Annotated in this window: 25 protein-coding genes; 20 read left to right on the forward strand and 5 right to left on the reverse strand. The window is 69.7% G+C overall.

Features of this window, described 5'->3' with window-relative positions:
* Positions 1-213: 213 nt before the first annotated feature.
* Positions 214-777 carry a Uma2 family endonuclease gene (locus ACZ4Z5_RS30855; RefSeq protein WP_468269107.1) on the reverse strand — a complete coding sequence of 188 codons (564 nt, stop codon included), beginning with the start codon at positions 775-777 and terminating at the stop codon, positions 214-216.
* 2,492 nt (positions 778-3,269) lie between these two features.
* Between ACZ4Z5_RS30855 and ACZ4Z5_RS30860 the strand changes: the two genes are divergently transcribed.
* Positions 3,270-3,812, forward strand: coding sequence for a helix-turn-helix domain-containing protein (locus ACZ4Z5_RS30860; protein WP_468269109.1), 543 nt, complete (start codon positions 3,270-3,272; stop codon positions 3,810-3,812).
* Entirely contained in the window at positions 3,812-4,189 is a 378-nt protein-coding gene (locus tag ACZ4Z5_RS30865; RefSeq protein ID WP_468269111.1) for a MarR family transcriptional regulator, read from the forward strand. The genes ACZ4Z5_RS30860 and ACZ4Z5_RS30865 overlap by 1 nt, the downstream gene beginning before the upstream one ends.
* Before the next feature lie 133 nt (positions 4,190-4,322).
* Here the strand turns inward: ACZ4Z5_RS30865 and ACZ4Z5_RS30870 are convergent, their stop codons facing one another.
* The 3 genes from ACZ4Z5_RS30870 to ACZ4Z5_RS30880 all read right to left on the reverse strand — a co-directional run bounded on the left by ACZ4Z5_RS30870 (position 4,323) and on the right by ACZ4Z5_RS30880 (position 7,972).
* Positions 4,323-5,702 (reverse strand): helix-turn-helix domain-containing protein, encoded by a 1,380-nt coding sequence (locus ACZ4Z5_RS30870; RefSeq protein ID WP_468269113.1) that lies wholly within the window; start codon positions 5,700-5,702, stop codon positions 4,323-4,325.
* 867 nt (positions 5,703-6,569) lie between these two features.
* Entirely contained in the window at positions 6,570-7,241 is a 672-nt protein-coding gene (locus ACZ4Z5_RS30875) for a P-loop nucleotide/nucleoside kinase family protein (protein WP_468269115.1), read from the reverse strand.
* Entirely contained in the window at positions 7,238-7,972 is a 735-nt protein-coding gene (locus ACZ4Z5_RS30880; protein ID WP_468269117.1) for a GntR family transcriptional regulator, read from the reverse strand. The genes ACZ4Z5_RS30875 and ACZ4Z5_RS30880 overlap by 4 nt, the downstream gene beginning before the upstream one ends.
* A 532-nt stretch (positions 7,973-8,504) precedes the next feature.
* On the opposite strand from ACZ4Z5_RS30880, the gene ACZ4Z5_RS30885 reads away from it, so the two are divergent.
* The 14 genes from ACZ4Z5_RS30885 (at position 8,505) to ACZ4Z5_RS30950 (ending at position 17,218) form a co-directional block, all read left to right on the forward strand.
* Complete coding sequence (locus tag ACZ4Z5_RS30885; RefSeq protein WP_468269119.1) at positions 8,505-8,804, forward strand: hypothetical protein; 300 nt, start codon at positions 8,505-8,507, stop codon at positions 8,802-8,804.
* Positions 8,804-8,971 carry a hypothetical protein gene (locus tag ACZ4Z5_RS30890; protein ID WP_468269121.1) on the forward strand — a complete coding sequence of 56 codons (168 nt, stop codon included), beginning with the start codon at positions 8,804-8,806 and terminating at the stop codon, positions 8,969-8,971. Before ACZ4Z5_RS30885 ends, ACZ4Z5_RS30890 begins: the two co-directional genes overlap by 1 nt.
* A 5-nt stretch (positions 8,972-8,976) precedes the next feature.
* Positions 8,977-9,276: a hypothetical protein gene (locus tag ACZ4Z5_RS30895; protein WP_468269123.1), complete on the forward strand. Its 300-nt coding sequence runs from the start codon at positions 8,977-8,979 to the stop codon at positions 9,274-9,276.
* Complete coding sequence (locus tag ACZ4Z5_RS30900; protein ID WP_468269125.1) at positions 9,273-9,749, forward strand: hypothetical protein; 477 nt, start codon at positions 9,273-9,275, stop codon at positions 9,747-9,749. Before ACZ4Z5_RS30895 ends, ACZ4Z5_RS30900 begins: the two co-directional genes overlap by 4 nt.
* Positions 9,746-9,973, forward strand: a complete 228-nt coding sequence (locus ACZ4Z5_RS30905; protein ID WP_468269127.1) for a hypothetical protein — start codon at positions 9,746-9,748, stop codon at positions 9,971-9,973. Before ACZ4Z5_RS30900 ends, ACZ4Z5_RS30905 begins: the two co-directional genes overlap by 4 nt.
* Complete coding sequence (locus ACZ4Z5_RS30910) at positions 9,970-11,421, forward strand: hypothetical protein (RefSeq protein WP_468269129.1); 1,452 nt, start codon at positions 9,970-9,972, stop codon at positions 11,419-11,421. The genes ACZ4Z5_RS30905 and ACZ4Z5_RS30910 overlap by 4 nt, the downstream gene beginning before the upstream one ends.
* Before the next feature lie 11 nt (positions 11,422-11,432).
* Positions 11,433-11,834: a hypothetical protein gene (locus ACZ4Z5_RS30915; RefSeq protein WP_468269131.1), complete on the forward strand. Its 402-nt coding sequence runs from the start codon at positions 11,433-11,435 to the stop codon at positions 11,832-11,834.
* Positions 11,835-11,869: 35 nt separating this feature from the next.
* Complete coding sequence (locus ACZ4Z5_RS30920) at positions 11,870-12,205, forward strand: hypothetical protein (protein ID WP_468269133.1); 336 nt, start codon at positions 11,870-11,872, stop codon at positions 12,203-12,205.
* Entirely contained in the window at positions 12,202-12,465 is a 264-nt protein-coding gene (locus tag ACZ4Z5_RS30925; protein ID WP_468269135.1) for a hypothetical protein, read from the forward strand. Before ACZ4Z5_RS30920 ends, ACZ4Z5_RS30925 begins: the two co-directional genes overlap by 4 nt.
* A gap of 104 nt (positions 12,466-12,569) precedes the next feature.
* Positions 12,570-14,990 carry a hypothetical protein gene (locus ACZ4Z5_RS30930; protein ID WP_468269137.1) on the forward strand — a complete coding sequence of 807 codons (2,421 nt, stop codon included), beginning with the start codon at positions 12,570-12,572 and terminating at the stop codon, positions 14,988-14,990.
* Positions 14,991-15,207: 217 nt separating this feature from the next.
* Entirely contained in the window at positions 15,208-15,759 is a 552-nt protein-coding gene (locus tag ACZ4Z5_RS30935) for a hypothetical protein (protein WP_468269139.1), read from the forward strand.
* Positions 15,760-15,862: 103 nt separating this feature from the next.
* The gene (locus tag ACZ4Z5_RS30940) at positions 15,863-16,609 is read left to right on the forward strand and encodes a hypothetical protein (RefSeq protein ID WP_468269141.1); all 747 of its coding nucleotides are present in this window, start codon (positions 15,863-15,865) and stop codon (positions 16,607-16,609) included.
* Positions 16,610-16,717: 108 nt separating this feature from the next.
* Positions 16,718-16,912, forward strand: coding sequence for a hypothetical protein (locus ACZ4Z5_RS30945; protein WP_468269143.1), 195 nt, complete (start codon positions 16,718-16,720; stop codon positions 16,910-16,912).
* 111 nt (positions 16,913-17,023) lie between these two features.
* Positions 17,024-17,218 (forward strand): hypothetical protein, encoded by a 195-nt coding sequence (locus ACZ4Z5_RS30950; RefSeq protein ID WP_468269145.1) that lies wholly within the window; start codon positions 17,024-17,026, stop codon positions 17,216-17,218.
* 29 nt (positions 17,219-17,247) lie between these two features.
* Here the strand turns inward: ACZ4Z5_RS30950 and ACZ4Z5_RS30955 are convergent, their stop codons facing one another.
* Positions 17,248-17,931 carry a hypothetical protein gene (locus tag ACZ4Z5_RS30955; protein ID WP_468269147.1) on the reverse strand — a complete coding sequence of 228 codons (684 nt, stop codon included), beginning with the start codon at positions 17,929-17,931 and terminating at the stop codon, positions 17,248-17,250.
* Between the two features lie 276 nt (positions 17,932-18,207).
* Here ACZ4Z5_RS30955 and ACZ4Z5_RS30960 point away from each other — a divergent pair, with 276 nt between their 5' ends.
* From ACZ4Z5_RS30960 to ACZ4Z5_RS30975, 4 genes are all read left to right on the forward strand, one after another.
* Entirely contained in the window at positions 18,208-18,507 is a 300-nt protein-coding gene (locus ACZ4Z5_RS30960; protein WP_468269148.1) for a DUF6247 family protein, read from the forward strand.
* On the forward strand, positions 18,504-18,761 hold the full coding sequence (locus tag ACZ4Z5_RS30965) for a hypothetical protein (protein WP_468269150.1): 258 nt from the start codon (positions 18,504-18,506) through the stop codon (positions 18,759-18,761). The genes ACZ4Z5_RS30960 and ACZ4Z5_RS30965 overlap by 4 nt, the downstream gene beginning before the upstream one ends.
* A gap of 143 nt (positions 18,762-18,904) precedes the next feature.
* Complete coding sequence (locus tag ACZ4Z5_RS30970; protein ID WP_468269152.1) at positions 18,905-20,380, forward strand: DUF2637 domain-containing protein; 1,476 nt, start codon at positions 18,905-18,907, stop codon at positions 20,378-20,380.
* A gap of 598 nt (positions 20,381-20,978) precedes the next feature.
* On the forward strand, positions 20,979-22,112 hold the full coding sequence (locus tag ACZ4Z5_RS30975; protein WP_468269154.1) for a hypothetical protein: 1,134 nt from the start codon (positions 20,979-20,981) through the stop codon (positions 22,110-22,112).
* Positions 22,113-22,124 lie beyond the last annotated feature (12 nt).

The following is a 22,124-nucleotide window of genomic DNA, read 5'->3' on the forward strand; positions in this document are numbered from 1 at the left end:
CAGAAGTCACCCGATCAGGGTGGCTCTCAAACTCACCGCCGATCATGAACCAGCGGCGTGGTCCATCCCCACCAGGAACGGCCCAAGGTGGCTCCCAAACTCACCGCCGCGGTGGCTCGTTCAACCCGCCAGAAACAGGCGCCTACACTCTGGATGCGCGAAGCGACCCCCGGCACTTTCCCTGCCCGGGGGTCGCTTTGGTGCGTGTGGTGGCTATTGCCGGGCGAGCCCGGCCGGGTCGATGTCGAGGGGCAACGGGTTCTCGATCCGGGTGGTCACGCCTGCGAGGGCGGTGGCCGTTTCGACGTATCTGCCGTTCTCCAGCTCGCTGACGATGAGCCGGGGCGCGGGGTCGAACTCAAGGCGCCAGAAGTACGGGATGGCGGCCTCGGCGTACAGCATCGGCTTGAATTTCCGGTCCATCGTCTTGTTGCCGGGCGACACGAGCTCGACCACGAGTTGCACCGCGTCGGCGTCGATGCTGACGGTGTCTTCGGCGGTCGCGCCGGCGTCGGTGACCACCAGGTCGGGCACCACCAGGCCGGACGGGAGGATGACGTTGATGGCCTCCAGGACCTCGACCGGGGCGCCGGCCGCGCGGGCCGCCGCGTCCAGGGCGACGTGCAGCCGGAAGGACGCCCGCTGGTGGCGGACGCCGGGAGCGGGGGACATCACCAGAGACTCCCCCAGCAGTTCGTAGCGGGTGGTGCGGTCTTCGGGCAGCGCGAGGACGTCGGCGACGGTCCATGGCCCGGTGTGGTCGAGAGCAACGCTCATTCCCTTCACCTCCTCTGCGAGCGGCATTTGCCAGTGTGGCCCCGGCGGGTGGCCGGTGTCTCCTGGCGGGCCGCCCGGGTCAGTCCTGGTACGCGATGGGGCTCAGGCCAGAGTGGGCACGGTACAGGACGGCTTCCGGTGCCCGGCGGCGGCGAGAGCAGGCCCGAGGCGGGGCGTGAAGGGGGCACAGAGCGCCGAACTCGGTGTCGAGGCCGAGGAGGTGCGGATCGATGTGCCTGGGCCGCACAGGAGAGCTCAGGGGCGTGCTGACCCCCTCGTGTAGGTCGCCGCGCGGAGCGCGTCGCTTTTCCATCGGCTTGCCGATGGGTTGAGGAGGGGTGCCCGTAGGGCTCCGTTCTGGGTTCTGGCCTGTACGTGTGCTCTCACGGTCGTCCCGCAGCGAGGCCCGGGCACCCGGATGGGTGCCCGGGCCGAGCCTCTCTCCCTATGCACTATTAACAGGCCCCTGCGCCCACGGCCGGCCCGGCGCTGCCCTCCCCCCGACCGGCCGGTTCCCGTCTCTCCGCCGTCCCAGGCCGAGGTCACTGCACCGGCCTGCTGCACGGGGGGCTCAAGATCGTTTACGTCGGGACGGGCACGAATGGTGTCCTGACGTGGGGTGTTGGGTACGGCGTGGGCCGTACCCAACACCGTGGCTGGGGGGCGCAGGGGCCTGTTAATCACAATGCTGGGGCCTTCGAGGACGCGCTGCCAAGGACACCCAGTCTCGTTGGGACGGCGTGTCAAGCAGAGGCCCACCGACTTGTCACGTGGCTTCGAGGGGAGTGCGTGGAACCGGTGCGGCGCCGTGGCGCCGTCGGACGCGGCGGAGCCGCCTCATACGCGCTCGCGCGCTACTACCTGTACTTAGCCCTACGGGCGTCACCACGGCGCACGCGCCGAAGGCGCTTGGTGTTCTCTCGTCTTCTAACAAACCCCAGTCTTCTAAAGAGAGTGCGGGCCTGCCCGACAGTCGGGGAACCCGACACTCGGGGCTGACCTGCGAAAACGCTTCGTTTAACCAGGTCGTCCCCGAGTGCAGGAAATCCCGCACTCGGGGCTGACCTGCGAAAACGCTTCGGGACATCCGGGCGTCCTGCCCGCGAGGAGGATTGCGAAGCGTGGACTGTCTGCACCGGACTCCAGCGGCCCCACCCGAACGGATTCCGCTGGCCCCACCAGGTGCTCGACTAGAGGAGGCCCGGCGGGTGGCCGGTGCACAAGCGCAGCCAGCGAGAAGAGGCCGTCCGGGGGCGAGGTGAACGGTTGGCCGACCGTTCGAGGGGTGGGGCCAACTCTCGCCGGTCCCCTGGAGCCGACGAACGCCGTTCAAGACAGCCTCGGCAGGAAACACCCTCCAGGGTCCGGGCGGTGAGGGTCAGGTGGCCCGTTACGGGCGCGGACATGCCCAGGAGCCGCGCCCCTACTGGGGCGCGGCTAACAGACGCGCGGTGCGGAGGCCGACGGGCGTCTCAGCGCGTGGCTTGGCCTCCACTGCCGTCAAGTGACGACTGGTTCTCGGAGCACACTGGCCCCCAGCCCGGCGCGTCCTTTCGGGGCACGATTCGCCTTCTCCGGCGCCGTGCGCCGGCGGACGCGGCGAAGCCGCTCACGCGCGCGCTACTACCCGTACCTAGCCCTGCGGGCGTCACCCGCGGCTCGCGCCGCAGGCGCTTATGAGGGTTCTGAGGTGGGGGTTGTAACTGTTGGTTAAAGGGGTGACGTACACGTCACCGGGGGGGGTGACGTACACGTCACCGGGGGGGGTGACGTACACGTCACCGGGGGGGGTGACGTACACGTCACCCCATGCTGACCTGCGGAAACGATCGAGTTAATGAATCGGCCCGAACCGCGGGTGAGGGGCGTCGTACACGTCACCCCTGGACTGACCTGCGGAAACGATCGAGTTAACGCTCACGAGCCGTCGTTACTCCGACGCGGAGGAGCAGAGCGGATCCCGGCCCGGCCACATCTGACTTGCCTATAGGCAAGTGCAATCGCTGAAATCGTGATTCGAATCGCGCAACGGCAGATTGCACTTACGGTCTGACCTGCGAGTACGTCTATCCGCTCTAGATACATCAGTAGCGGCCGGTGGCGGAGTGCGGGCATCGGGGCCAGCAACCCAAGGAGCGCCGGTCGGCGCGTACCCCTGGTGGCGTCGCCGGGGCCAGCTACAGGTAGTGCGGTGGGAACGCTCGTGAGCGGCTTCGCCGCGTCCGCCGGCGCACGGCGCCGGGCCCTGGTTCAACAAGGCTCGTGCAAGGGCTCAGGTCTGTGGGCTGTCGCCTCCGTCATCGCTGCAGGGTGGGTTGCCAGTGGTCTCGACGACGGAGGGGTGCTGACTATCGGCAGTGGTCGATCGGGCCGGTCGACCTGCGGACAGAGCGATGACACGCCGATCTCTCTTTGGCTTGCCTATAGGCAAGCGCTATGTAAGGTGAACAGGGTTTGGGTTGCCTATAGGCAAGTGTGGTGGGAGGAGGAGCATGCAGCAGCGTCGCCCAGCTCAGGCCTCTTCTGAGGCGGTGAACCTGGAGACCGGCGAGATTGTGCAGCTCGCCCTGATGGGCGAGGACGCCCTCGCGCTCTTGCAGCAGCGACAGAAGAAGATCCCGCCCCGCTACGACTGGCGCCCCTACCCGGGCCGACACCTCAACGTCGGCAAGCGGCTGATGGCCGCAATCTGGGACAAGGACAGCGGGTACGACAAAAACGACCGGGACATCCTCGGCTTCTTCATCGCGAACCAACCGGAAGGCGGCGCACCCCTGCGCATGACCTACAAGGAGATCAGCGAGAAGCTGGGCACCGGCCAGACCATCGTGCAGAGGTCAGTCGAGAAGCTTCACGCGGGAGGCATCCTGTTGGAGAAGGAGAAGATCGGGCGAGTCCGATTCTTTTCCTTGAACCCGCGCACCGGGTTCGACGGCACCGCGGCTGAGCAGATCGCGGCGACCAAGGACGTACGCCATCCCGTGGTGCCGCCTCCGGCGGTGCAGAAGAAGCCGAGGGGGAAGAAAGCCTCGTGATGTCTCCGGCTGAAGAGCGGTCTGAGCTGCTGGTGACCGGATCGCTGACCATGCAGATTCTTGGCGCCACCGCCGGCCGCCCGGGAGCAGACTTCCGCGTGCTGATGTACTACGTCACTGCGGTGCCGCTCGGCGACACGATCCGGCAGACCGCACAGGAAGTCGCCTGCTACCTCGAACAACACCCGGGAACGGTCTCCAAAAGCATCAAGAAGCTCGTCGACGACGGGTGGCTGGAGCGTTCCTACTCGGTCGGCCGCGTGCCTTTCTACCGGGTTGGCCCCCGTGTGATGGAGCTGGCGCTGGAAGAGGCAGCCCAGCAGGAACAGCCCTTGGCCCAGGTACACCACCTCCCGGTCCGTCCCGAGGACGAGTAGAAGCACCCGACCCCCGACAACGCGGCGTGTGTCCATCAGGCGGCGGCAATCCCGCCTATGGAATGCCGAGCATCGTGCACCGGGCCCTCGCACGCCCCGGCGGCACGGCGGCCGCCAGGGTCCTGTGCGATGATCAGCGCTCAGCTTGGGCGTACTGCGCCAGCTCGGGGTTCTCCCGCAGGATCTGCTCCCGGAGCCGCGCCCGCTCCTCCGCGTCAGCACTCTGCTTACGCTCTGCCTCGGCGAGCGTGCGGGCATGGGCGGCGCGCTCCTCCCGTTCCCCATGCTCGGCATAGGCGTCTTCCAGGATCAACTCCATCACCTGGGCGTCAGCGATCCGCTGCCGCTCAGCTGCGGCGGCCTCAAGCTCCGCCCGCAGACGCTCGGCCGCCACCTGCATCTGCTCCCGGCAGTCGTCGCAAAGCCCATCCTCGGGAGCCGCGCCCTTCCCTGGCCTCGCGCACTCCGGGATCTCGCACTCCCACCACTCCTGAACCGGTCCCCGATCTTTGCGCTGTTCAGGCACCCGTCCTTGGCGTCGGTCGGCCTTGCGGTCCAGGCGCCGCTGCTCGCACTTCGGGCAGGCGTCGCCGATGTGGATGCTCACGCCGTCCTCGCACATCGGGTCCGGGCAGTCGGTCGACGCCCGGACCAAGCCCACGGCGACGCCGACCGGCGAGCCGATGCCCTTGCCACCCGGTAGCAGAGCCTCCGCATAGCCGTGCGATGTCCAGCGGCGCCGCACCCGCGCGGCAACCTGGTCGGCCGTGCGGCCGCCGTCCAGCGCCTGCAGGATGGCGTCGCGGATGACGTTCGGGCGGTACTTCGGCAGAAGCTCGGCGAGCTCGGCGGGCCAGGCCGCCTCCACCGTGGCCACAGCCGCGGCCTGCTCCCTGCTCATGCGCGACCCTTGCTGTCTCACCTTCCTTGCTGACGGCTTCCCCGTCTTCACTAGCTCCGACGCCGTTGAGGCCGGGGCCGGCCGGGCCAGCACATCCTCGTGCGCACGCGCCGACGCCGCGTCGTCTGCCGCCCTCTCGTGCTTGCGAGCCGGGGCTGCAGGCAGCTTCTCGGCAGTTTGAGCTGCGGGAGCGGGCGTCTTGCCCTTTTTTGCCAAGGCCACGGCGGCCGCCGTGCCCTCACGGAACGAGCCTTCTTGGGGCGCCTCCGCCCATCGTTCCTCGCGTCGCTGCTTCGGCGTGGTGATGGTTGGAAATGGCACGCCGGTGCCGCCGTAGTTGTCCCACGGTCCGTGTACGAAATACCGGCTGGACGCCGTCGAGCCGTCCGCCCGGGTCCGCTCCTTGTCGGAGATCAGCTTCATCTCGCGCAGCTTCGCCAGCGCCCGCTGGACGACCCGCTCCGACTTCTCCGCCTCCGCCGCCAGCAGCGACACCGAAGGGAAGCACGAGAACCGCTCGTCAGCCCGGTCCGCCAGACGGCCCAGGATGTACTTCGCTGTGAGGTTGCCAACTTTGACGGTGGCGACATACGCCTGAGCTTCGTTGCTCATCGAGCCACCGCCGCCAGTGCGGCGGACGTACGGGTGGTGATGCACTTGGCCGCGTTCGTGATCACACGGTCGTTGTATGCGCTAGACCGGACATCCCTATCGGGGCTGACCAGGGCGCGGTTCCCGGTGCAAGTTGTGGTCAATACGGCGCCTGCCGGGACGGTTGCCGTCGCGGGCTTCGCGGAGACGGTCCGAAGAGGGCGGTGCATGGGATGCGATCTCTCAATCGGGTAGAGAGCCGCACGTCGGAGCTTGACCAACAGGTGACCGGACGGATCCACGAGCGATGCTGCGTAGAACCAGGTCCGCCGGTTACCCTGGTCAGCGGTGACCGGGCCCGACAGGGTCGGCGCCCGGCGATACCGCCGACGTACGACTCAGGGACTGGAGGCTGCGGAGCCAAGGGACTGAGTCAACGGTTGAGATCGAGGGCCGCTCCTGTTGGCGCAGGGGCGGCCCTCGGCGTTACGGCGCGCGTGCGTGCATGGTGTCCATCGTGAAGTCCCTCATCTGGAGACCGGCGCTGAGCTGGTATGAGGCGTGATCCCATCCGGTGATCGTGCCGGACGGCGTCGTGGTGATGTACCGGGATTTCACCACGGACACTTCGTGGTCCCGTTCTCCGGGAGAGAACTTGTGAAGCCGTCCCGCGACACGGGAAGCACAGGTCGACGGCGGCGTGTCGCCGTGTCCCGCTGGCCCACTGTCGGTGGGTACGCGTAGCCTGCTGACCACCGCAGGCACCTCCTGTTCAGGTGCTTGATCGCGGGTCGGGCTCTCACACACCGACGTCGCGACCGGCAGGCCCCCGCGGGGGCCTGTTCGCGTTTCGCGGGCCATCATCCTCCTTCCGGCGGTTACGCGGGGTCAGCCAGGCGAATTCGGCGAGTCGTTACAGCCCAGCGCGGTGAGCACTGTCGCGGGGTGCCCGTCGTAGACCAGGTGCGGCTCGTCCGGCCCCGGCGCGACGAAACGACGAGCGTGGCGCCGCAGGTCGTCCTCGCTGAAGTACATGGCGTTCGGATCGTCGAAGGTCACTGCGTTGCGTTCCTTGATCCGTTCCCACAGGGAGTCATGGTCGCCGGGTAGGTACAGGAGGATGACTTCGGCGCTGGCCTGCTCACCCAGCGTGCGCCACTCCTCGCGCTCTTCGACCGTCCAGAACCCGTGATCCAGGATCACGTCATGGCCAGCGGCCAGGGCAGCGCGCAACTCAGTCGCGATCTGCGCGAGGACCGGACGTTCCCGGACCAGGTACTCCCCACGTGGGAAATCCCGCCCGTAGTGGCCGTGCTCCTGCCAGACCCGCTCGTCTGGGCACAGACGCAGAAAGCCCCGATGCTCCAGTCGGCGGGCGAGCGTCGTCTTCCCCGAACCGGGGAGACCAGCCATCAAGACGAGCCTGGCCGGACCGGGCCGCCCCGTCAGCGTTCGCATGATGCGGGTGATCTCTGCTCCGTCGCCAGGGGCCACGGTGCCGAGGCGCTGCTCCTGCAGAAGATTCTGAGTCAGGATGTCGGCCCGGGGCAGAGCGGTCATGCGCTGACCTCCATCTTGGTCCAGCGTCGCCCGGGGCCGCCGACGTCGACGCCGTACTCGATCGTCATGCCGCTGGTGTCGACGATCCGGACCGTCAGGACGATGACGGCGGCCCGGGTGTCCTCGGAGATTTCGAGCGGTCCGGCGTCGGCCGGGGTCGTGATCCGGGCCCACATGGAGCTGTACCGACGGGCGACCGGACGGCCGGTATGGCGCGTGATCATGTCGATGGAAGTGCCGTCACTCAGCCGTCGGCCCATGGCCAGTTCGGGCAGTTCCTCCGCAAAGACCGCCGGAATCCATGACGTGGAGTGGCTGATGACGCTGTTGTCGTGCTCGTCGCGGTAGGTGCGGGAGCGTCTGAGCACGAGGTCGCCTGGTCTGATGTCCAGGGCTTCGGCAACCTCCTCAGAAGCAGAGACGACCCCCGCCATGTGGGAGTCCGAGCGCTCCCCGGCTCGCCACGACGATCCGGTCGTCTTACTGCGCTGTTCTCGTTCTGCAGCGGTCGCCAAGGTAGTTCGTCCCCGCACCACCGTTCCGTGGCCACGGGAAGAGGCGACCAAGCCGGCGGCCTCCAGCGCCTTGTACGCGGCGTGGACGGTGGTCTTGGAGCCCTTCCCCGCACTGACCAGGTCTTGGATCTTGGGCAGGCGATCGCCGGGCGCATACTCGCCGCTGGTGATCTTCGCAGCGACCTCGTCGGCGAGTTCTTTCCACTTAGGCGGCATGTCCGGTGACCTCCTCCGTTCTCAGCGCGCCTAGTCAACCACAATCCCGGGATTAGTTCATAGCCCCTTCCAGTACCCCGTCAATCTCGGGACTGTGAGTCTGTGATTGATTGACAGGGCCTCGTAATCCTGGGAATGTCGTCACAGTAGGGAACGCCGAGCGAGGCCACCCTTGCGAAGCGTGACGGCATAGCCATGCCAAAAACACGCCCCTTCTGAACGACCAACGGGACCGCCGCGCAGGTTGCGGAAGGCCGGGGGAGGGAGCGCCAGCGGCTTTGAGAACTCCACAGAGTGCTTTGAGGACAGAGAGAACAGCCTTTGCGCTTGCTGTGGCCATGGGCCGCCCAGCCAGAGGTGAGTCCAGACAGATTCGGTCCGGCGCATCACCTCTATGGGATGCGCGCCGTGGCCGTGGCCGTCTGGCCGTGCACGACCACCCCGCCCGAATGGGCGCGGCCCCGGATCAGGCGCTGCAACGCCCCCGGGGCCACTTCGGAATCCACCACATCAATGCAAGGAGTGGACCCGCATGATCAGTATCCCTGACCGGGTCGGCGGCACCTTCGCCGAGGCCCTCAAGCACCGCGACGACGCGTCGCAGATCTTCAGCATCGACGTCGACCTGGTCCTCGGTCCTCCCGTCGGCATCGAGGGTGCTGCCGCCCGCCGGGCCCGCGAGGACGCCCTCGCCGACATGGTGGCCAGCGGCTTCGTCTCGCCCGAGGCGATCCACATCCGAGGCCTGGCCGTCGCCGAGCAGCTGCGCGAGCTCGCCGAGTTGGAGCTCGCCGCCGGCCTAGTCGACTTCGACCTCCCGGCGGTGGCCTGATGACGGACACCACCCGCCAGCTCCTGGCCAACGTCCTGGAGCGCGTCAGCTCGAACCCCGACGAGTGGACGGCCAGCGACACGGAGACGATCACCCGTCTCCGCGCGGCCGCCGAGTGGGAGGAGGCGTCCGAGAAGGTCGTCGCCGCCGCCCGGATCGGTGGGTGAGTGCGATGACGCGCACCGTCCGCGCCTTACACGACCTGTTCCGCACCAGCCTCGACCTCACGGGCCGGATGCCGTCGCAGCTGCTGCTGCTCCTGGTGCCGCTGCTCGCGGTGCTGGCGTACGGCTCCGGAACGGTCCTGCTCGATGCGCTGACCGCGCTGGTCACCGCCGTCGCCCAGGTCACCAAGTGCCTGTTCTGGCTTGGTGCGCTCGCCGTGACTGCCCGCCTGCTGCACCGCCTGGTCGACCAGCACGTCCGCAACGCCCCGACCGCCGCCTCCGAGACCCGGGAGCCTTCCGCATGATCCGGATGATCCGCACCAAGAACCTCCGGGCCCTTCAGCAGGGCGCGGAACTCGCCTCTGTCCTGGAGGCGGACCTTGAGAACGCCGAGGCCGCGGTTGAGGCGTACAAGGCCGCGGTTGAGGCGTACAAGAAGGACGCGGCCGCCGGCGCGGGCCTGCGCCAGCAGCTGGTGACCGACCTCGGTGAGGCCCGCACCGAGCTGGAGGCCGTCCGGTCCCAGTGCGACACGGCGATCAAGGACACCGAGACCGCCGCGGCCGCGCTGACCGCCGAGTCCCTGGCCTTCGCCTTCCACCGCGTGGCGGTGACCGAGGCGGTCTCCGAGATCGCCATGGCGCTGTCCGCCAAGAACCCGCGCGCCGCGCTGCGCGAGGTCTCCGGCCTGCTGCTGCGTCACGCCGAGCTGTTCGGCATTGACCCCCATGGCCCGGAGACCGGCGCCGGCCCCGAGACGGAGGGAGCGGTCGCATGAGCGCCGCGCTGATCATCCGCCGGGGCGTCGGCCGGGACTGGACTGCCGCCGACTTCGACTCCTACACCGTGCTCGCCGAGCTCGGCACCCTCCGCCCGGCCGTCCTGGTCAGCCGGGCCCGCCGGGGCCGGCCGCTGCGCCACGCGTTCCGCGCCGCCCTGCGGACCACCGCCCTCATCCACCTGACCCGCACCTCGATCCGGAAGGAGGCCGTAGGCCGGTGACGACCTACAGCACCGAAACTCCCGTCAACGGCCACGCCCCGAACGAGCCGCCGTTCGGCAAGACCCCGCTCCCGACCAGCCGGGGCGAGGAGAAACGGGCCAACCTGCAGGCCCGCCGCGCCGAGGCCCGCGCCGACCGCCGCGAGGACGCCGAGGAGAGGCGCCGCGACCGCGAGCACAAGCGGCGGATGAAGACCGAGGCCAAGAACGCCAAGGTCGTTCTCGCGCTGCAGAGGAAGGCCGAGCGGCAGAAGCTGCGGGCCAAGCGCCGCAGGGACCGCCGCGCCCAGCTGGATTCGGCGGTTGTGCGGCTCTCCCACCACATGCCGTTGTGGGGCCTGCCCGTCGTGCTGGTCTCCCTGGTGGTCGGCTGGACCGGCCAGGCCGGGGCGGCCGCGCACCTTGGGATGGGCTGGGCCGCCGTGGGTGTTCCCGTCCTCACCGAGGGCATGACGCTCACCTTCGCCGGGCTCACCGGCCAGGCGATCGAGCAGCGCCGCGAGTACCGGTGGCTGATGCGGGCGACCTGGACCACGGCGGTGATCGCTGCCGCGATCAACGGGTTCGGCCACCTGATCGAGGACGACTCGGCGGCCGGGATCTACCGGGCGTGCGCGTACGCCGGGGCCTCGCTCGCCGCGATGATCCTGTGGTGGGTGGTGATGCGCTCCAAGCGCGCCGCCGTCTCGGGCCGCACCGCCGAGGACATCGCCCGGTGGAAGCGGCTGCGGCGCCGGCATCCGATCCTCGTGGGCCGCGCCCGCCGGATCGCCGACAACACCGGGATCACCATGGAGCGGGCCTACGCCAAGGCGTGGGAGCGGGCGAACGGGGCGGCCGTCGGGGAACCGTCGATCCGCGAGATCCGCGCCTCGCGCCGGGCGGCCTTCCGCCGGGCCCAGGCCGAGGCGTGGGACGGACGCACCCGGTTCTCGCGGACCGCGCCCGCTCCGGCCGCGGTGGTTCCCGCCGCCGTCGAGCCGGAGCCGGAAACGGTTCCCGAACCCGTGTCCGAGGACGCGCCCGAGGTGATCCCGGCCCCGTACCTGCCCGTCGTGCTCGCGGTTCCCGGGCTCGACGGACAGTGGGTCGCCCACCGCGTCCCGGTGCATCCGCTGCCCACCGGGCGGCCCTCCCCGGAGGCAGGAAACGAAACCGCTGCAACCCGCTTCCCGCAAGGGCAGGAGCCGCTTCCGGCCCCCACTCCGGACGCATCCGGCGAGGACGGCGGGAAGCAGCCGAACGAGGCGCAGGAGCAGGCCCGGGAACGGGTGAGCGAGGACCGCCTCGACAAGGCCCGCGCGCTCGTCGAGCAGGCCGCCGAGGAGGGCAAGAACCTCCGCCGCCACCCCTCGAACCGGCAGATGGCCCGGCACCTCGGGTGCCGCCCGGGAACCGCCCGCGCGTACCTGACCCAGGTCCTGGCGGAGAGGGGGATCAGACGGTGACCGTTCCCGCGGTGTTAGCCGGAACCGTCTACGAGGCGGCCGTGGGACGCAGTAACGGGCACTGCGAGTGCGACCTCGCCGAGCCCGGGAACTGCGGCCTGCGCGACGGGGACAAGCCCCGCGACCACAAGACCGGGCACCGCTGCCAGGAGCGGGGCGAGCACCGTGCCCCGCTCCTGGTGGCCCCCATCGACCCGGAGGTCTGCGACCGGGACGCGATCGGTCTGCCCGTCGAGAAGGTCATGGTCCTGTGCCGCGGCTGCTACGTCCGCCGCCGCAACAAGGCCGACAAGGAACGCGCCGCCCGCAACCAGGCCGCCCTCCTCTCCGAAGAGAACACCCTCTTCGCCGGATCAGACCTATTGGACCCAACAGGTCCAACCTGCCCTGAACGGCAGCGCGACGCGGCCTGAGCCGCCCGCGCCCCCGACACCCGGAAGGACCGCACATGAAGCAGCGCGTCACCCGAGGCGCCCGTACCGCCGCCGCCTTCGCCGTCCAGTCCGCCCACGTCCTGCTCGCGCTGTGGGCCGCGACCGGTGCCGGCGCCTACGCCTGGCACCACGGCTACACGCTCCCGTACGACACCAGCAGCACCGCCGCCCTGAGCGGCGCGATCGTCGTCGGCCTCCTGGCTGCCGGGGCGGTCATCACCCTGCCCGAGCCGTGGATCACCCAGCTGAGGTACGCGGTGCGGGGCCGCCCGCTGGCCGACTGCCCGACCTGCGGCGGCCTGGCCGAGCCGCCCGCCGCCGAGGGGTACGTGAAGGAGGCCGGACAGTGAGCGCCCCCGACACCGGCACGAGGATCCCCCGCACCCTGGTGGTCGCGGCCCCCGCCACCGTCTACGTGGCGATCACCTTCCCCGCCCTGCGCGGCTGGAGCGCCGCTGCCACCGCCATCGGGGCCGGCGCCCTCTTCTTCGTCCTGCTGTTCCTGCCCGCCCTGCTCAAGGGCATGGCCTCCGCCACGAAGACCGCGGCCGCCAAGAGGAAGCGCAAGAAGGCCACGGCCAAGGCCGCCGCCGCAGCCAAGAAGGACTAGCCCCACCCTCCACGCGCACATCCCTGAACGCGGCGGAGCCCGGCCGGGACGCGACCCGGCCGGGCTCCTATGTCTCCCGCCCTTGACGGAAGGACCCACCCATCATGTCGGATCACGTCCCTGACCCCTCCCGGCCCGACGACGACGCGCCCTTGAACCTGTCCGACTTCATGCCGCCCGAGGAACTCGACCGCCTCGCCGCCGAGGCCCGCGAGACCGTGCGCGGCACCCCGGCCGGCTACGCCGACGCCACCACCGGCAGCATCCGCCTGCCCGGACAGGCGCACTGGCACCCCGACTGCCCGCACACCGATTCCGGCGACGAGCCGGAGCTGATCGTGGAGCAGATCAGCGAGGACACCCCGGGCAAAGGCCGCCGGGACCGCACCGTGCTGCGCGACTGGGTGCCTGAGCTGCTGCTCTCCCCGCAGGCCCGCGCAGCACGCTGGGCCGCCGTCGAGCACGCCGCCGCCCACCACTCCAAGCACTCCCACCTCTACCTCGGCCGACTGGCCAAGGCATGGTGGTACGGCGTCCGGTACGCCACGACGAATGTCTGGGGCCACTTCACCGCCGCTGACTCCTACGCCGACGACATCGCCAAAGCCAAGGCCGCCCGCGGCCGGAAGGTTGGCGAGGCCTCCGGCAACGACTGGGTCCGGGCGCTGAAGCAGGAAAAGAAGGAGGTCGGCTCTCAGCGGCGCCGTGAGGCCCTGCCGGTCCTGGGCGCCGCTGCCACCACGTCCTACGTCGCCCTGGTCGTCGCCATCGCCCAGGTGTGGGGCCTGCTGATGGCCGGGGCGGTGCTGCTGCCGGCCATGGCCGTGCTCGCCGGCTACGGCAACCGCGAGCACGCCCGCCGCAACCCCGATCTGACCCCGCTGGTCCACGTTGAGCCCGTCCACCAGGCGGCCGACGCTCCCCTGGGCAAGGACGCCCTGGAGAGCGCCCTGAAGCGCATGGGCCTGATCAAGGAGGACTCGCAGATCCAGCTCGTTGGCCTGCCGCGGGCCGTCGCGGTCAACGCAGTGGAGCTGACCGTCGAACTCCCCGACGAGTGCGACCTGGAGAAGCTGGAAGCGGCCAAGAGCAAGCTGGCCCAGGCGTTCCGGATCCGGCCCGAATGGATCGACCTGCGCGAGGACGGCCACCCCGGCCAGGTCACCGTGTGGATGGCCTCCCGCGACCCGTTCGGCGAGCCGTTCTCCTCGCCGGTCGCCGAACAGCCCGAACAGCAGGACGTGTGGAACCGCGGCGTTCTGATCGGCTACAACCGGCGCGGCGAGCCGGTCCACCTCAGGCTCCGCCACGTCATGGCGCTGCTCGGCGGCACCAGCCGTGCGGGCAAGGGCATGATCCTGCGGAACATCCTGATCGGCCTCGGCCTCGACCCCCGCGTGAACGTGCGGCTCGTGGCCGGCGCCAAGCCCGGTGAGCACCGCGGCTACGCGAAGATCTGCGCGACCTTCTTCGGCCGCCGCCCCGCCCGGCTCATCGCGCTGCTGGAGTCGTTCCTCGCCGAGGCGTACCGGCGCGAGGAATGGCTGGAGGAGCAGGCCCGCGCCAAGATGAGCGAGGCGGACCTTGACCAGTTTCCCCTGGAAATCCTGGTCATCGACGAGTACAAGCAGTACGCGGCCAGCACCGTCCGCGTTCCCGACCTCTCCGACCCGGAGGGCAAGCGGACGTTCAAGGCGTGCGACCGGATCGCCGAACTCCTGGAAGAGGCGGCCGCGTTCGTCGCCGCGCTCAACATGACGATTCTGGCCTCGACGCAGGACCCCGACGCGAACACGATTCCGCGCGGGTACCGCTCCAACGCCTCCGCCCGGATCGCCACCCGCACGAAATCGGCGACGCAGACCAACGCGATTTTGTCGGACGGCGCGACCGGCGCCGGGCTGCGCGCCCACGACATCCGCGAGAAGGACGTCGGTGCCGCCATCGTCGACATCGACGGCAGCGCGGGGGAGCTCATCCGTTCCTGCTTCGTGGAGGACGAGCACTACGACGGAGCCGCCCACGCGATCGGGGCTGGGCGTGCACTGCGCGAGAAGTGCGGCCGGGCACCGGGCCAGTTCCCCGACCCGATCGAGGACCGGCTCCTGGCGGTCACCGGCCTGTCGTCCGTCGGCGGCGGCCCGACCGGTTCGGGCCGCCCGGGCAGGCCCGGCACCGCCGAGCGGCCGCTCGCCGAGCAGATCCTCGACGCGTTCCCCGTGGACGCCGCCGGCACCCCGGCCGACAAGGTCAAGGCCGCCGACGTCCGCGCCTACCTCGCCAGCCAGGACCCGGACCGCTGGGGCCGCAACGAGGGCGAGGAGCAGGCCCAGTACGAAACCCGGATCGGCACCGAGCTCGCCGCCGACCTCGCCAGGGAACTCGACGGCACCGGCCTCACGCTCAAGCCGAAGCCCGGCATCCGCTTCGGCAAGAACGCCGACGGCACCCCCGACAAGGCGTCCGCGTACATGCGGGCCGACGTCGAGGCCGCACTCACCGCCATCCGGATTGCCCCGAAATAACCCCCCGGGCAGCCCCCTGGGCGCCCAGCAGAACCGCAGGTCAGAACCCATGGCACCCCTAAGGCGGACACCCGGAACCCCCGGGCGCCGCCCAGGGGTCGGCCGCCGCTGCCCAGGGGGGTGTCACCCCCTGTGACCTGCGGTTTCTCATCCCGCCCAGGGGGCTGCCCTCCCCCGCAAACCACCCTAAAACGATCACGCGAGGAGAACGCACGTCATGACCGGCACCCCGGACCTCACTGGCGCCGACACCTTCACCACCCCGGTTCCGCCTTCCCTGGAGGTCCTGCTGGCCGAGGCCGCCGCCCGCACCCCACAGGCCTCCATCCCGGCCCCCGCGCCCTCGATTCCGCCCGGATTCCGCCTCCTGGAGACCACCGCGCCGGACGGCACCGTCACCCGCCGGTTCGAGCCCGTACCGGAGGCAGCAGAACCGCCGGCCGCCCTGCCCGACGCCACACTCCCCCAGCCCGGCCGGATCCCCTCCTGGGCCTATTCCGCCCGCGCCCTGAAGGCGTACGCCGCAACCGCCGCCCTCGGCGCGGCCGGGTTCGCCGCCACCGCCTACGGCCCCGCCATCGGCGCCGGCCTCACCGCGGCCGCGGCCGGAGTGTGGGCCGCGATCGTCACCGCCGCCAAGGTCGTCGGCGCCGTCGCCCTCGGCCTGGGCGTGCTCTACGTCCTGGCCTCCCGCAGCGGTTCCAAGCAGCGCGCCCCCCGCACCGGCACCTTCCACGGCACCGTCCAGGGCCAGTGGCGCGAGGACTGACCCCGCCGCCCGCACCGACCGGGCCGGCACCCGTCCCGCCCCTTCAGGCGGGCCGGGTGCCGGCCCCGCTTCACGCCCCCGCACCGGAAAGGAACCCCCGCCCGTGCCCGTCACCCTGCGCATCCAGGGGCTCAAGCTCGGCGGCACCCAGGTCATGTGCCCCGACGAACCGCGCCGCGCGCCCGTCGCGCTGCGACTGATCCCCTCCGGCGCCGCCGTCATGGCCACCTGCGGCCGCGCCCACAAGACCAACCGGCTCGGCCGCGGCACCTCGTGCTTCTTCGCCGTGAACGGCATCACCGCCCAGATGCTGGCCACCATCGGCACCCAGGCCAAGCCCGGCAAGATCGCCGTCACCCTGCCCGGCGGCACCCGGCTGGAGGGCCGCCTCCTTGAAGCCGGACAGGCCGACATCAAAACGACCGCAGCCGCCGCCCAGTTCGCCAAGGCCAACGGCCAGCAGTCCGCCGACCAGCGCGGCCGCGCCCCCTCCGGCGGGGGCACCGCCAAGGCCGCGTTCGGCGCCCTCACCGCCGCGTTCGGAGCAGTAGGTGCCGTTGCCGGAGCAGCCGGACAAGTCGCCGGCGCGGTCTCGGCGACGGCCGGCGCCGCAGGCAAGTACGCGGACCTCGGCCGGGAAACCGTCCGCGCGGCCGACAAGGCCGGTGCCCGCAGCCACGAGGCCAGTCAGCGCGCCGAGGACCGCCATGAACGCGACCGCGAGCGCACTCACCAGGCCGGGGAGAACGCAGCCGCCCGCACCGAACGCGAGGCCCGCCACACCCGCAACCACGAGCACCGCATGGCCCGCGAGCAGCGCCTCGCGCAGAACACCGACGACCCCGAGTAGCAACACGAAAGACCAGCCCAACGATGGTCAGACCTGTTGCCCCTAACAGGCCTAACTAACAAGTGCGGCCGATTCCGCCGGACACCCCATAGGACAAGGAGTGCAGACATGTTCCAGGCAGGCGACGAAGTGAAAATCCTCAGTTGCGCGGACGACCCCCGCGCGGCCGGACGGACCGGCCGCATCGTCGACGAGGTCCCGCCCGGCCCGCTCACCGAGAACCGGTGGACCGTGCACCGCATCGGCCTGCTCATCGGCCCCGTGCTCTGCCACAGCAACGAACTGCAGAAGACCGGCCGGTAGCCCTCCCGCACAGAACCCGGCCGCCGCAGACCCCCGCCCTCGCCGACCGCCCCGGACACGCCGTCCCGGGCGGCACCGGTCGTTCACCCCACCGAAGCGAAGGAGGCAGCCATGCAGCTCTCGCTCTCCGTCGTCCTGCTCCTGGCGATCGCGCTCGTCGTCCTCATCCGAGGCGGCCACCTGAAGTGGCCCGCCGCCCTGGTCGCCGTCCTGTTCGGCTTCTTCTTCGCGGGCAGCACCGTGGCCCCGCAGATCCAGGACGGCATCGACGGGGTCGCCTCCACCGTCTCGAAGATCAACTCGTAAGGCTGCTCCCTCGGATCCGCCGACGGACATCACCGCCCGCTGGCCGCCGCCGGGTTCCCAGCTGCCTGGGAGGGGGCGGGGTATTCCGCTTCCTGGGCGTGGAGGAAGTCGGCGGCCAGGCGTTCGCGTTCGGCGCGCGCCGTGGCGTGTCGGCCGGCGGACCGTTCGCGAATGCTGCTGAGGTCGGACACGGTGCCTTCGCGGTCTTCATTCGCGCTGCGAACGGCGGGTCCGGTTTCGCGAACGGCAGCGTTCGCGAAACCGCCGGAATCGCGGACTGCCGCGCTGGCGGTGACGGGCTCACGCTCGATCGGGGTGCCGTTCGCGGTCTGGCCGTACTGATGGGGGACCGTGCTCCTGACGAACGTTCGCGCTGTCGCCGCCGCAGGCAGCGATGACCGTTCGCGGTGGAGTTTTCCCAGGTCAGGCCCGGGAGCGTTCGCGTTTTCGGTGGTGTCGTCGGCCAGGCGTTCGCGTTCTGGTCCGGCCGCCGTTCGCGATGTGGCCATGGCGGCGATGCCATCATTCGCGGCTGCGTTCGCGGTCGGCGCGGCGTTCGCGAAGGCCTGCGCGAGTTCGCGCACGGTGGCGTTCGCGCCGTTCGCGAAGGCGGAATCCTCCGGGCCGGCCGTGGCGGCGATCGCGGTGGCGGCCGGCAAAGTGTGCGCAGTGGAAGCGTGCGCGTTCGCGGTCAGATGTTCGTGAATCGGCATCCCGCGGTTGGCATCGCGCAGAGCGCGAAGGTCAGCCGCGGTCGCCTTCCGCTTCCACTGCCTGCCGTAATCCTCCTCTGCAGACCCAACACTCTCCCAGGTGCTGCTTGGGCGAACCGTCCTGCACTGCTTGTGCCTACGCGACAGCATGAGCCCGGAACGCAGGGGACGCCGGGCTGCCTCCCCGAAGGGGAGTCGGCCCGGCCTGCACCGCAGTTCTCGACTCGCTTGCCGCAGACCGCCACACTCGAACCAGACGCCGGAAGGACTTGTTCGATGACTGCTCAACCCGTTCACCAGCCCGCTCCACCGCCGGCCCCGACGGCGGCCGCCCAGCTGCGCGAGCGCATCGCCGCCCATGACCGTGCCGGGGCCTGGCTGCCCGCGTTCGAACGGGACTGGAGCCACGCACTGGAGACCTCCCGGCAGACCTACGATCTCACCCCGCTGCACCAGACGATCCGGACGTGGACCGGCCGCCTCGACACAGCTCCAGCCGTCGCCGCATTCCTCGCAGGAGACATGAACGTCTCCGACGGCATTCCTCTGGAGGACGTCCTCGGGATCCGCCGGTGACCCCGGCCTGGACCGCCCGACTCTCCCCGAACGCGGCCAAGGTGGTCGACGCGCTGGAGCCAGAGGTGCAGGAGATGGTGCGCGACGTCCTGGACATCGCCGCGCGCCAGCCGTGGGGTTGGCCACAGTGGGACCCGACCGACCCGGAAGGCGAAGATTTGCGAGCCGCCGGCGTCGGAGCCCTCACCGCCGTCTACTTCATCAACCGTCCACGCCAACTCCTGTACGTGCTCGATGTCGTGTGGGCAGGGTGACCGCGCGCCCCCTCGACTGACGCCTCCTCCGGAACTCCCTGGACGGAGGCGTTTCGCATTTTCCGACGCTTCAGCAGCATCACCAGCCCCGCAATTCGGCGTACCGTGCTGATCACCCTTGCCCCACCCGAAGGAGAGACAGAGTGTCCGCCGTGACCACGCACGCGGTGCCCGGCGCCGAGCGACGAACGCCGATACCCGCCCCTGGCCGTACCGCGGCAGACGGCGAAGCCCTGGTGCCCATCCGGGGAGGCCTGCTCGCATCCGCCGGCCTCGTCGGAGTCGCGGCCGTCGCTCTTGCTGTCATCGGCTTCACCGGTTCCTACCGCTCGGTGCGCGACCTGGCCCTGGGGTGGGGATGGGACTGGTTCGCCTACCTGTTCCCGATCGGCATCGACGTCGGCATCATCGGCCTGATCGCCGCGGACCTCTTCCTGTGCGCTATCCGCACGCCTGCCCCGATCCTGCGGTGGTTCGCCTGGACGCTGACCGTGGCCACGATCGTGTTCAACGCCGCGAGCGGCTGGCCCCGCCAGGGGTCCGCCTCCTGGGGCGACATCATCGAGGCGACTGCTCACGCCACGATGCCCGGCCTGGTCGTCGTCATCACCGAGGCACTGCGGCGCGCCATCGCGCGCCGGGCCCGCATTGCCGACGGGCGTAACTTCGAACCGCTCGGCATCGCCCGCTGGTTCCTCGCCCCCCTCCAGACATTCGCCATGTGGCGGCGCATGCGCCTGTGGGGCATCCACACCTACAACGAAGCGCTCGCCCTGGAACGCGACCGGCTCACCCTGCGCGACGAGCTCCGCGAGAAGTACGGCAGGCAGTGGAAGCGGAAGGCGACCGCGGCTGACCTTCGCGCTCTGCGCGATGCCAACCGCGGGATGCCGATTCACGAACATCTGACCGCGAACGCGCATGCTTCCACTGCGCACACTTTGCCGGCCGCCACCGCGATCGCCGCCACGGCCGGCCCGGAGGATTCCGCCTTCGCGAACGGCGCGAACGGCACCGTGCGCGAACTCGCGCAGGCCTTCGCGAACGCCGCGCCGACCGCGAACGCAGCCGCGAATGATGGCATCGCCGCCATGGCGGCACCGCGAACGGCGGCCGGACCAGAACGCGAACGCCTGGCCGACGGCACCACCGAAAACGCGAACGCTCCCGGGCCTGACCTGGGAAAACTCCACCGCGAACGGTCATCGCTGCCTGCGGCGGCGACAGCGCGAACGTTCGTCAGGAGCACGGTCCCCCATCAGTACGGCCAGACCGCGAACGGCACCCCGATCGAGCGTGAGCCCGTCACCGCCAGCGCGGCAGTCCGCGATTCCGGCGGTTTCGCGAACGCTGCCGTTCGCGAAACCGGACCCGCCGTTCGCAGCGCGAATGAAGACCGCGAAGGCACCGTGTCCGACCTCAGCAGCATTCGCGAACGGTCCGCCGGCCGACACGCCACGGCGCGCGCCGAACGCGAACGCCTGGCCGCCGACTTCCTCCACGCCCAGGAAGCGGAATACCCCGCCCCCTCCCAGGCAGAGTTCGCTCGCCGCGCTGGCGTCTCCGCTTCCACCGTGACCAAGGCTCTGCAGGAGTGGCGAGACAAGAACGCCGGCTGAACCTGGTGATGCCGGGAACGGTGCCGCAGTCGGTCATGACCTTGTGCGCCCACCGGGCGCTCTCAGTTCCGGAAGTCCTCCTCGTGGTTGCGGGCTGCTGTGGCAGCCGGTCGAGCCTGCTTCTTGGGCGACGCGGCCGGGCCCGTCGTCGAAGGCGGCACTTGAATTGGGGCTGAGGGGCCTTCACCCCTCAGCTATCGGGCAATTTTCAACATTCAAGGACTAAGTAACATTTGATAGCAGATGGCGTCATCTCACGATCGCTGCACCCACACGACGATCCCGGTGATGATCAGACCCCCGGCCGTCGTAGCGGCTCCACGGACCAGTGCAAAGGCAACCGTGCGACGCATGTGACGCCAGTCCTTCTTGAACCTCTTCATCCTGATGGCCTTCCGTGTCGACTCTCCCGGCCAGCCCGAGCGAGTAGACCTAACCTGCCCGTAGGCGAAAGGTGTGTCTGTAGGCAACGGGAGCAGCTGCACGTGAGGAGTGGACTAACCTCGGACTATTGGATTGTCCGTGGACAATGGGCGGGCTGATGGGGCGGAACACGGAGTACCGAGGACCCGATGAGTGCCGGAAGCTGGGATGGTTCGTGCACGAGGTGATGGTCCTGACGGGGCAGACACCCGAAACCCTGGCAAAGGGCCGATACGGTCCCGGCCGGTCGCTCTGGTACGACTACAAGAACGGCTCCAAGGACATCCCCCTCCCTCTCCTGCAGACCATCATCCGTGAACTGGCCCCTGCGACGGAACGGGCCCGGTTGCATCAGCAGGCGGCCTTATACAGCGGACACGCCAGGAAGGCGCGAGCTGGACAAGGGCTGCTATCCGCTCCAGAGAAGCCGACCTTCCCCATCGTCGTAGAGGCCGTTGCTGAGGTGATCTGGGGGTCTGGCGAGTCGGTGTTCGTAAGGGACACAGCCAACGCCAAGCGAACGGGGGAGCTCCGGGCAGAGGACCTGGCGTGGGACGAGGCCATCCCAGCGCAGATGTCTTCGCGGTACCCTCCGGGCTCCACCGTCGACGGCCGGTTCGTCACCGACGATAACGGCACCCACTTCTCCCGACGGCACGGGCAGATCAGTCCGTGGCACCAATGGGTCAGGATCTACCAGCCGGGAGCCACATTCCTTGCCAAGGTCAGCAAGATCACAAGCAAGGGTGAGGTCTTCGTCGAACTTGAGCACGGCGGCGTGGCCCGTGTTGATTCCCCGGCCACCAATGACTTGGCTCAGGGATCTCAGCTGCAGGTCACGATCAGCTCCGTCCACCCCAAGCAGCGCCGTATCCGTGTGGCGCGACCTTCCTCACAGCCCCTTGTGCCGCAGACAGCGGAAGTTGCCCTGGAAAGCTGTCCCCAGCCGCAGGAACGCCTGTGGGCCACAGTGGTGATGCCCAAACCTGACAAAGCCTTCATCTTGCTCGCCCTGGACGGATACCCGCAGCTCCCTGGGGACTCCGCCGCCATGCTCTATCACACAGCGATGAGCACGCCGCTGAAGGAGTCTCTTCTGTCCGGCCAGGTTGGTGTGGGTCACCGGGTGTTTGTAGAGGTGCTTCTCGTCCGACCCGACCTCAAGCGCCCAGGCAAGGTGCAGGTACACGTTCGTGAGATTCCCTCGACTTTGGAGAGCGGTCCTCCCAGCTCCGTGGATGAGCACGCTGCGCTTTCCATCAGCACCGAAGGGACCAGCGGGCTCAACCCTGCTCTGGAAGAAGACTGACGAGCGCCGTCA

The organism is Streptomyces sp. NPDC030222, from assembly GCF_055573115.1.

What these genes read in the sequence shown, in the direction of transcription:
- ACZ4Z5_RS30855 (WP_468269107.1), bottom strand. Translation starts at nt 777, where the DNA reads ATGAGCGTTGCTCTCGACCACACCGGGCCATGGACCGTCGCCGACGTC.
- ACZ4Z5_RS30860 (WP_468269109.1), top strand. Translation starts at nt 3,270, where the DNA reads ATGCAGCAGCGTCGCCCAGCTCAGGCCTCTTCTGAGGCGGTGAACCTG.
- ACZ4Z5_RS30865 (WP_468269111.1), top strand. Translation starts at nt 3,812, where the DNA reads ATGTCTCCGGCTGAAGAGCGGTCTGAGCTGCTGGTGACCGGATCGCTG.
- ACZ4Z5_RS30870 (WP_468269113.1), bottom strand. Translation starts at nt 5,702, where the DNA reads ATGAGCAACGAAGCTCAGGCGTATGTCGCCACCGTCAAAGTTGGCAAC.
- ACZ4Z5_RS30875 (WP_468269115.1), bottom strand. Translation starts at nt 7,241, where the DNA reads ATGACCGCTCTGCCCCGGGCCGACATCCTGACTCAGAATCTTCTGCAG.
- ACZ4Z5_RS30880 (WP_468269117.1), bottom strand. Translation starts at nt 7,972, where the DNA reads ATGCCGCCTAAGTGGAAAGAACTCGCCGACGAGGTCGCTGCGAAGATC.
- ACZ4Z5_RS30885 (WP_468269119.1), top strand. Translation starts at nt 8,505, where the DNA reads ATGATCAGTATCCCTGACCGGGTCGGCGGCACCTTCGCCGAGGCCCTC.
- ACZ4Z5_RS30890 (WP_468269121.1), top strand. Translation starts at nt 8,804, where the DNA reads ATGACGGACACCACCCGCCAGCTCCTGGCCAACGTCCTGGAGCGCGTC.
- ACZ4Z5_RS30895 (WP_468269123.1), top strand. Translation starts at nt 8,977, where the DNA reads ATGACGCGCACCGTCCGCGCCTTACACGACCTGTTCCGCACCAGCCTC.
- ACZ4Z5_RS30900 (WP_468269125.1), top strand. Translation starts at nt 9,273, where the DNA reads ATGATCCGGATGATCCGCACCAAGAACCTCCGGGCCCTTCAGCAGGGC.
- ACZ4Z5_RS30905 (WP_468269127.1), top strand. Translation starts at nt 9,746, where the DNA reads ATGAGCGCCGCGCTGATCATCCGCCGGGGCGTCGGCCGGGACTGGACT.
- ACZ4Z5_RS30920 (WP_468269133.1), top strand. Translation starts at nt 11,870, where the DNA reads ATGAAGCAGCGCGTCACCCGAGGCGCCCGTACCGCCGCCGCCTTCGCC.
- ACZ4Z5_RS30930 (WP_468269137.1), top strand. Translation starts at nt 12,570, where the DNA reads ATGTCGGATCACGTCCCTGACCCCTCCCGGCCCGACGACGACGCGCCC.
- ACZ4Z5_RS30935 (WP_468269139.1), top strand. Translation starts at nt 15,208, where the DNA reads ATGACCGGCACCCCGGACCTCACTGGCGCCGACACCTTCACCACCCCG.
- ACZ4Z5_RS30945 (WP_468269143.1), top strand. Translation starts at nt 16,718, where the DNA reads ATGTTCCAGGCAGGCGACGAAGTGAAAATCCTCAGTTGCGCGGACGAC.
- ACZ4Z5_RS30950 (WP_468269145.1), top strand. Translation starts at nt 17,024, where the DNA reads ATGCAGCTCTCGCTCTCCGTCGTCCTGCTCCTGGCGATCGCGCTCGTC.
- ACZ4Z5_RS30955 (WP_468269147.1), bottom strand. Translation starts at nt 17,931, where the DNA reads ATGCCGATTCACGAACATCTGACCGCGAACGCGCACGCTTCCACTGCG.
- ACZ4Z5_RS30960 (WP_468269148.1), top strand. Translation starts at nt 18,208, where the DNA reads ATGACTGCTCAACCCGTTCACCAGCCCGCTCCACCGCCGGCCCCGACG.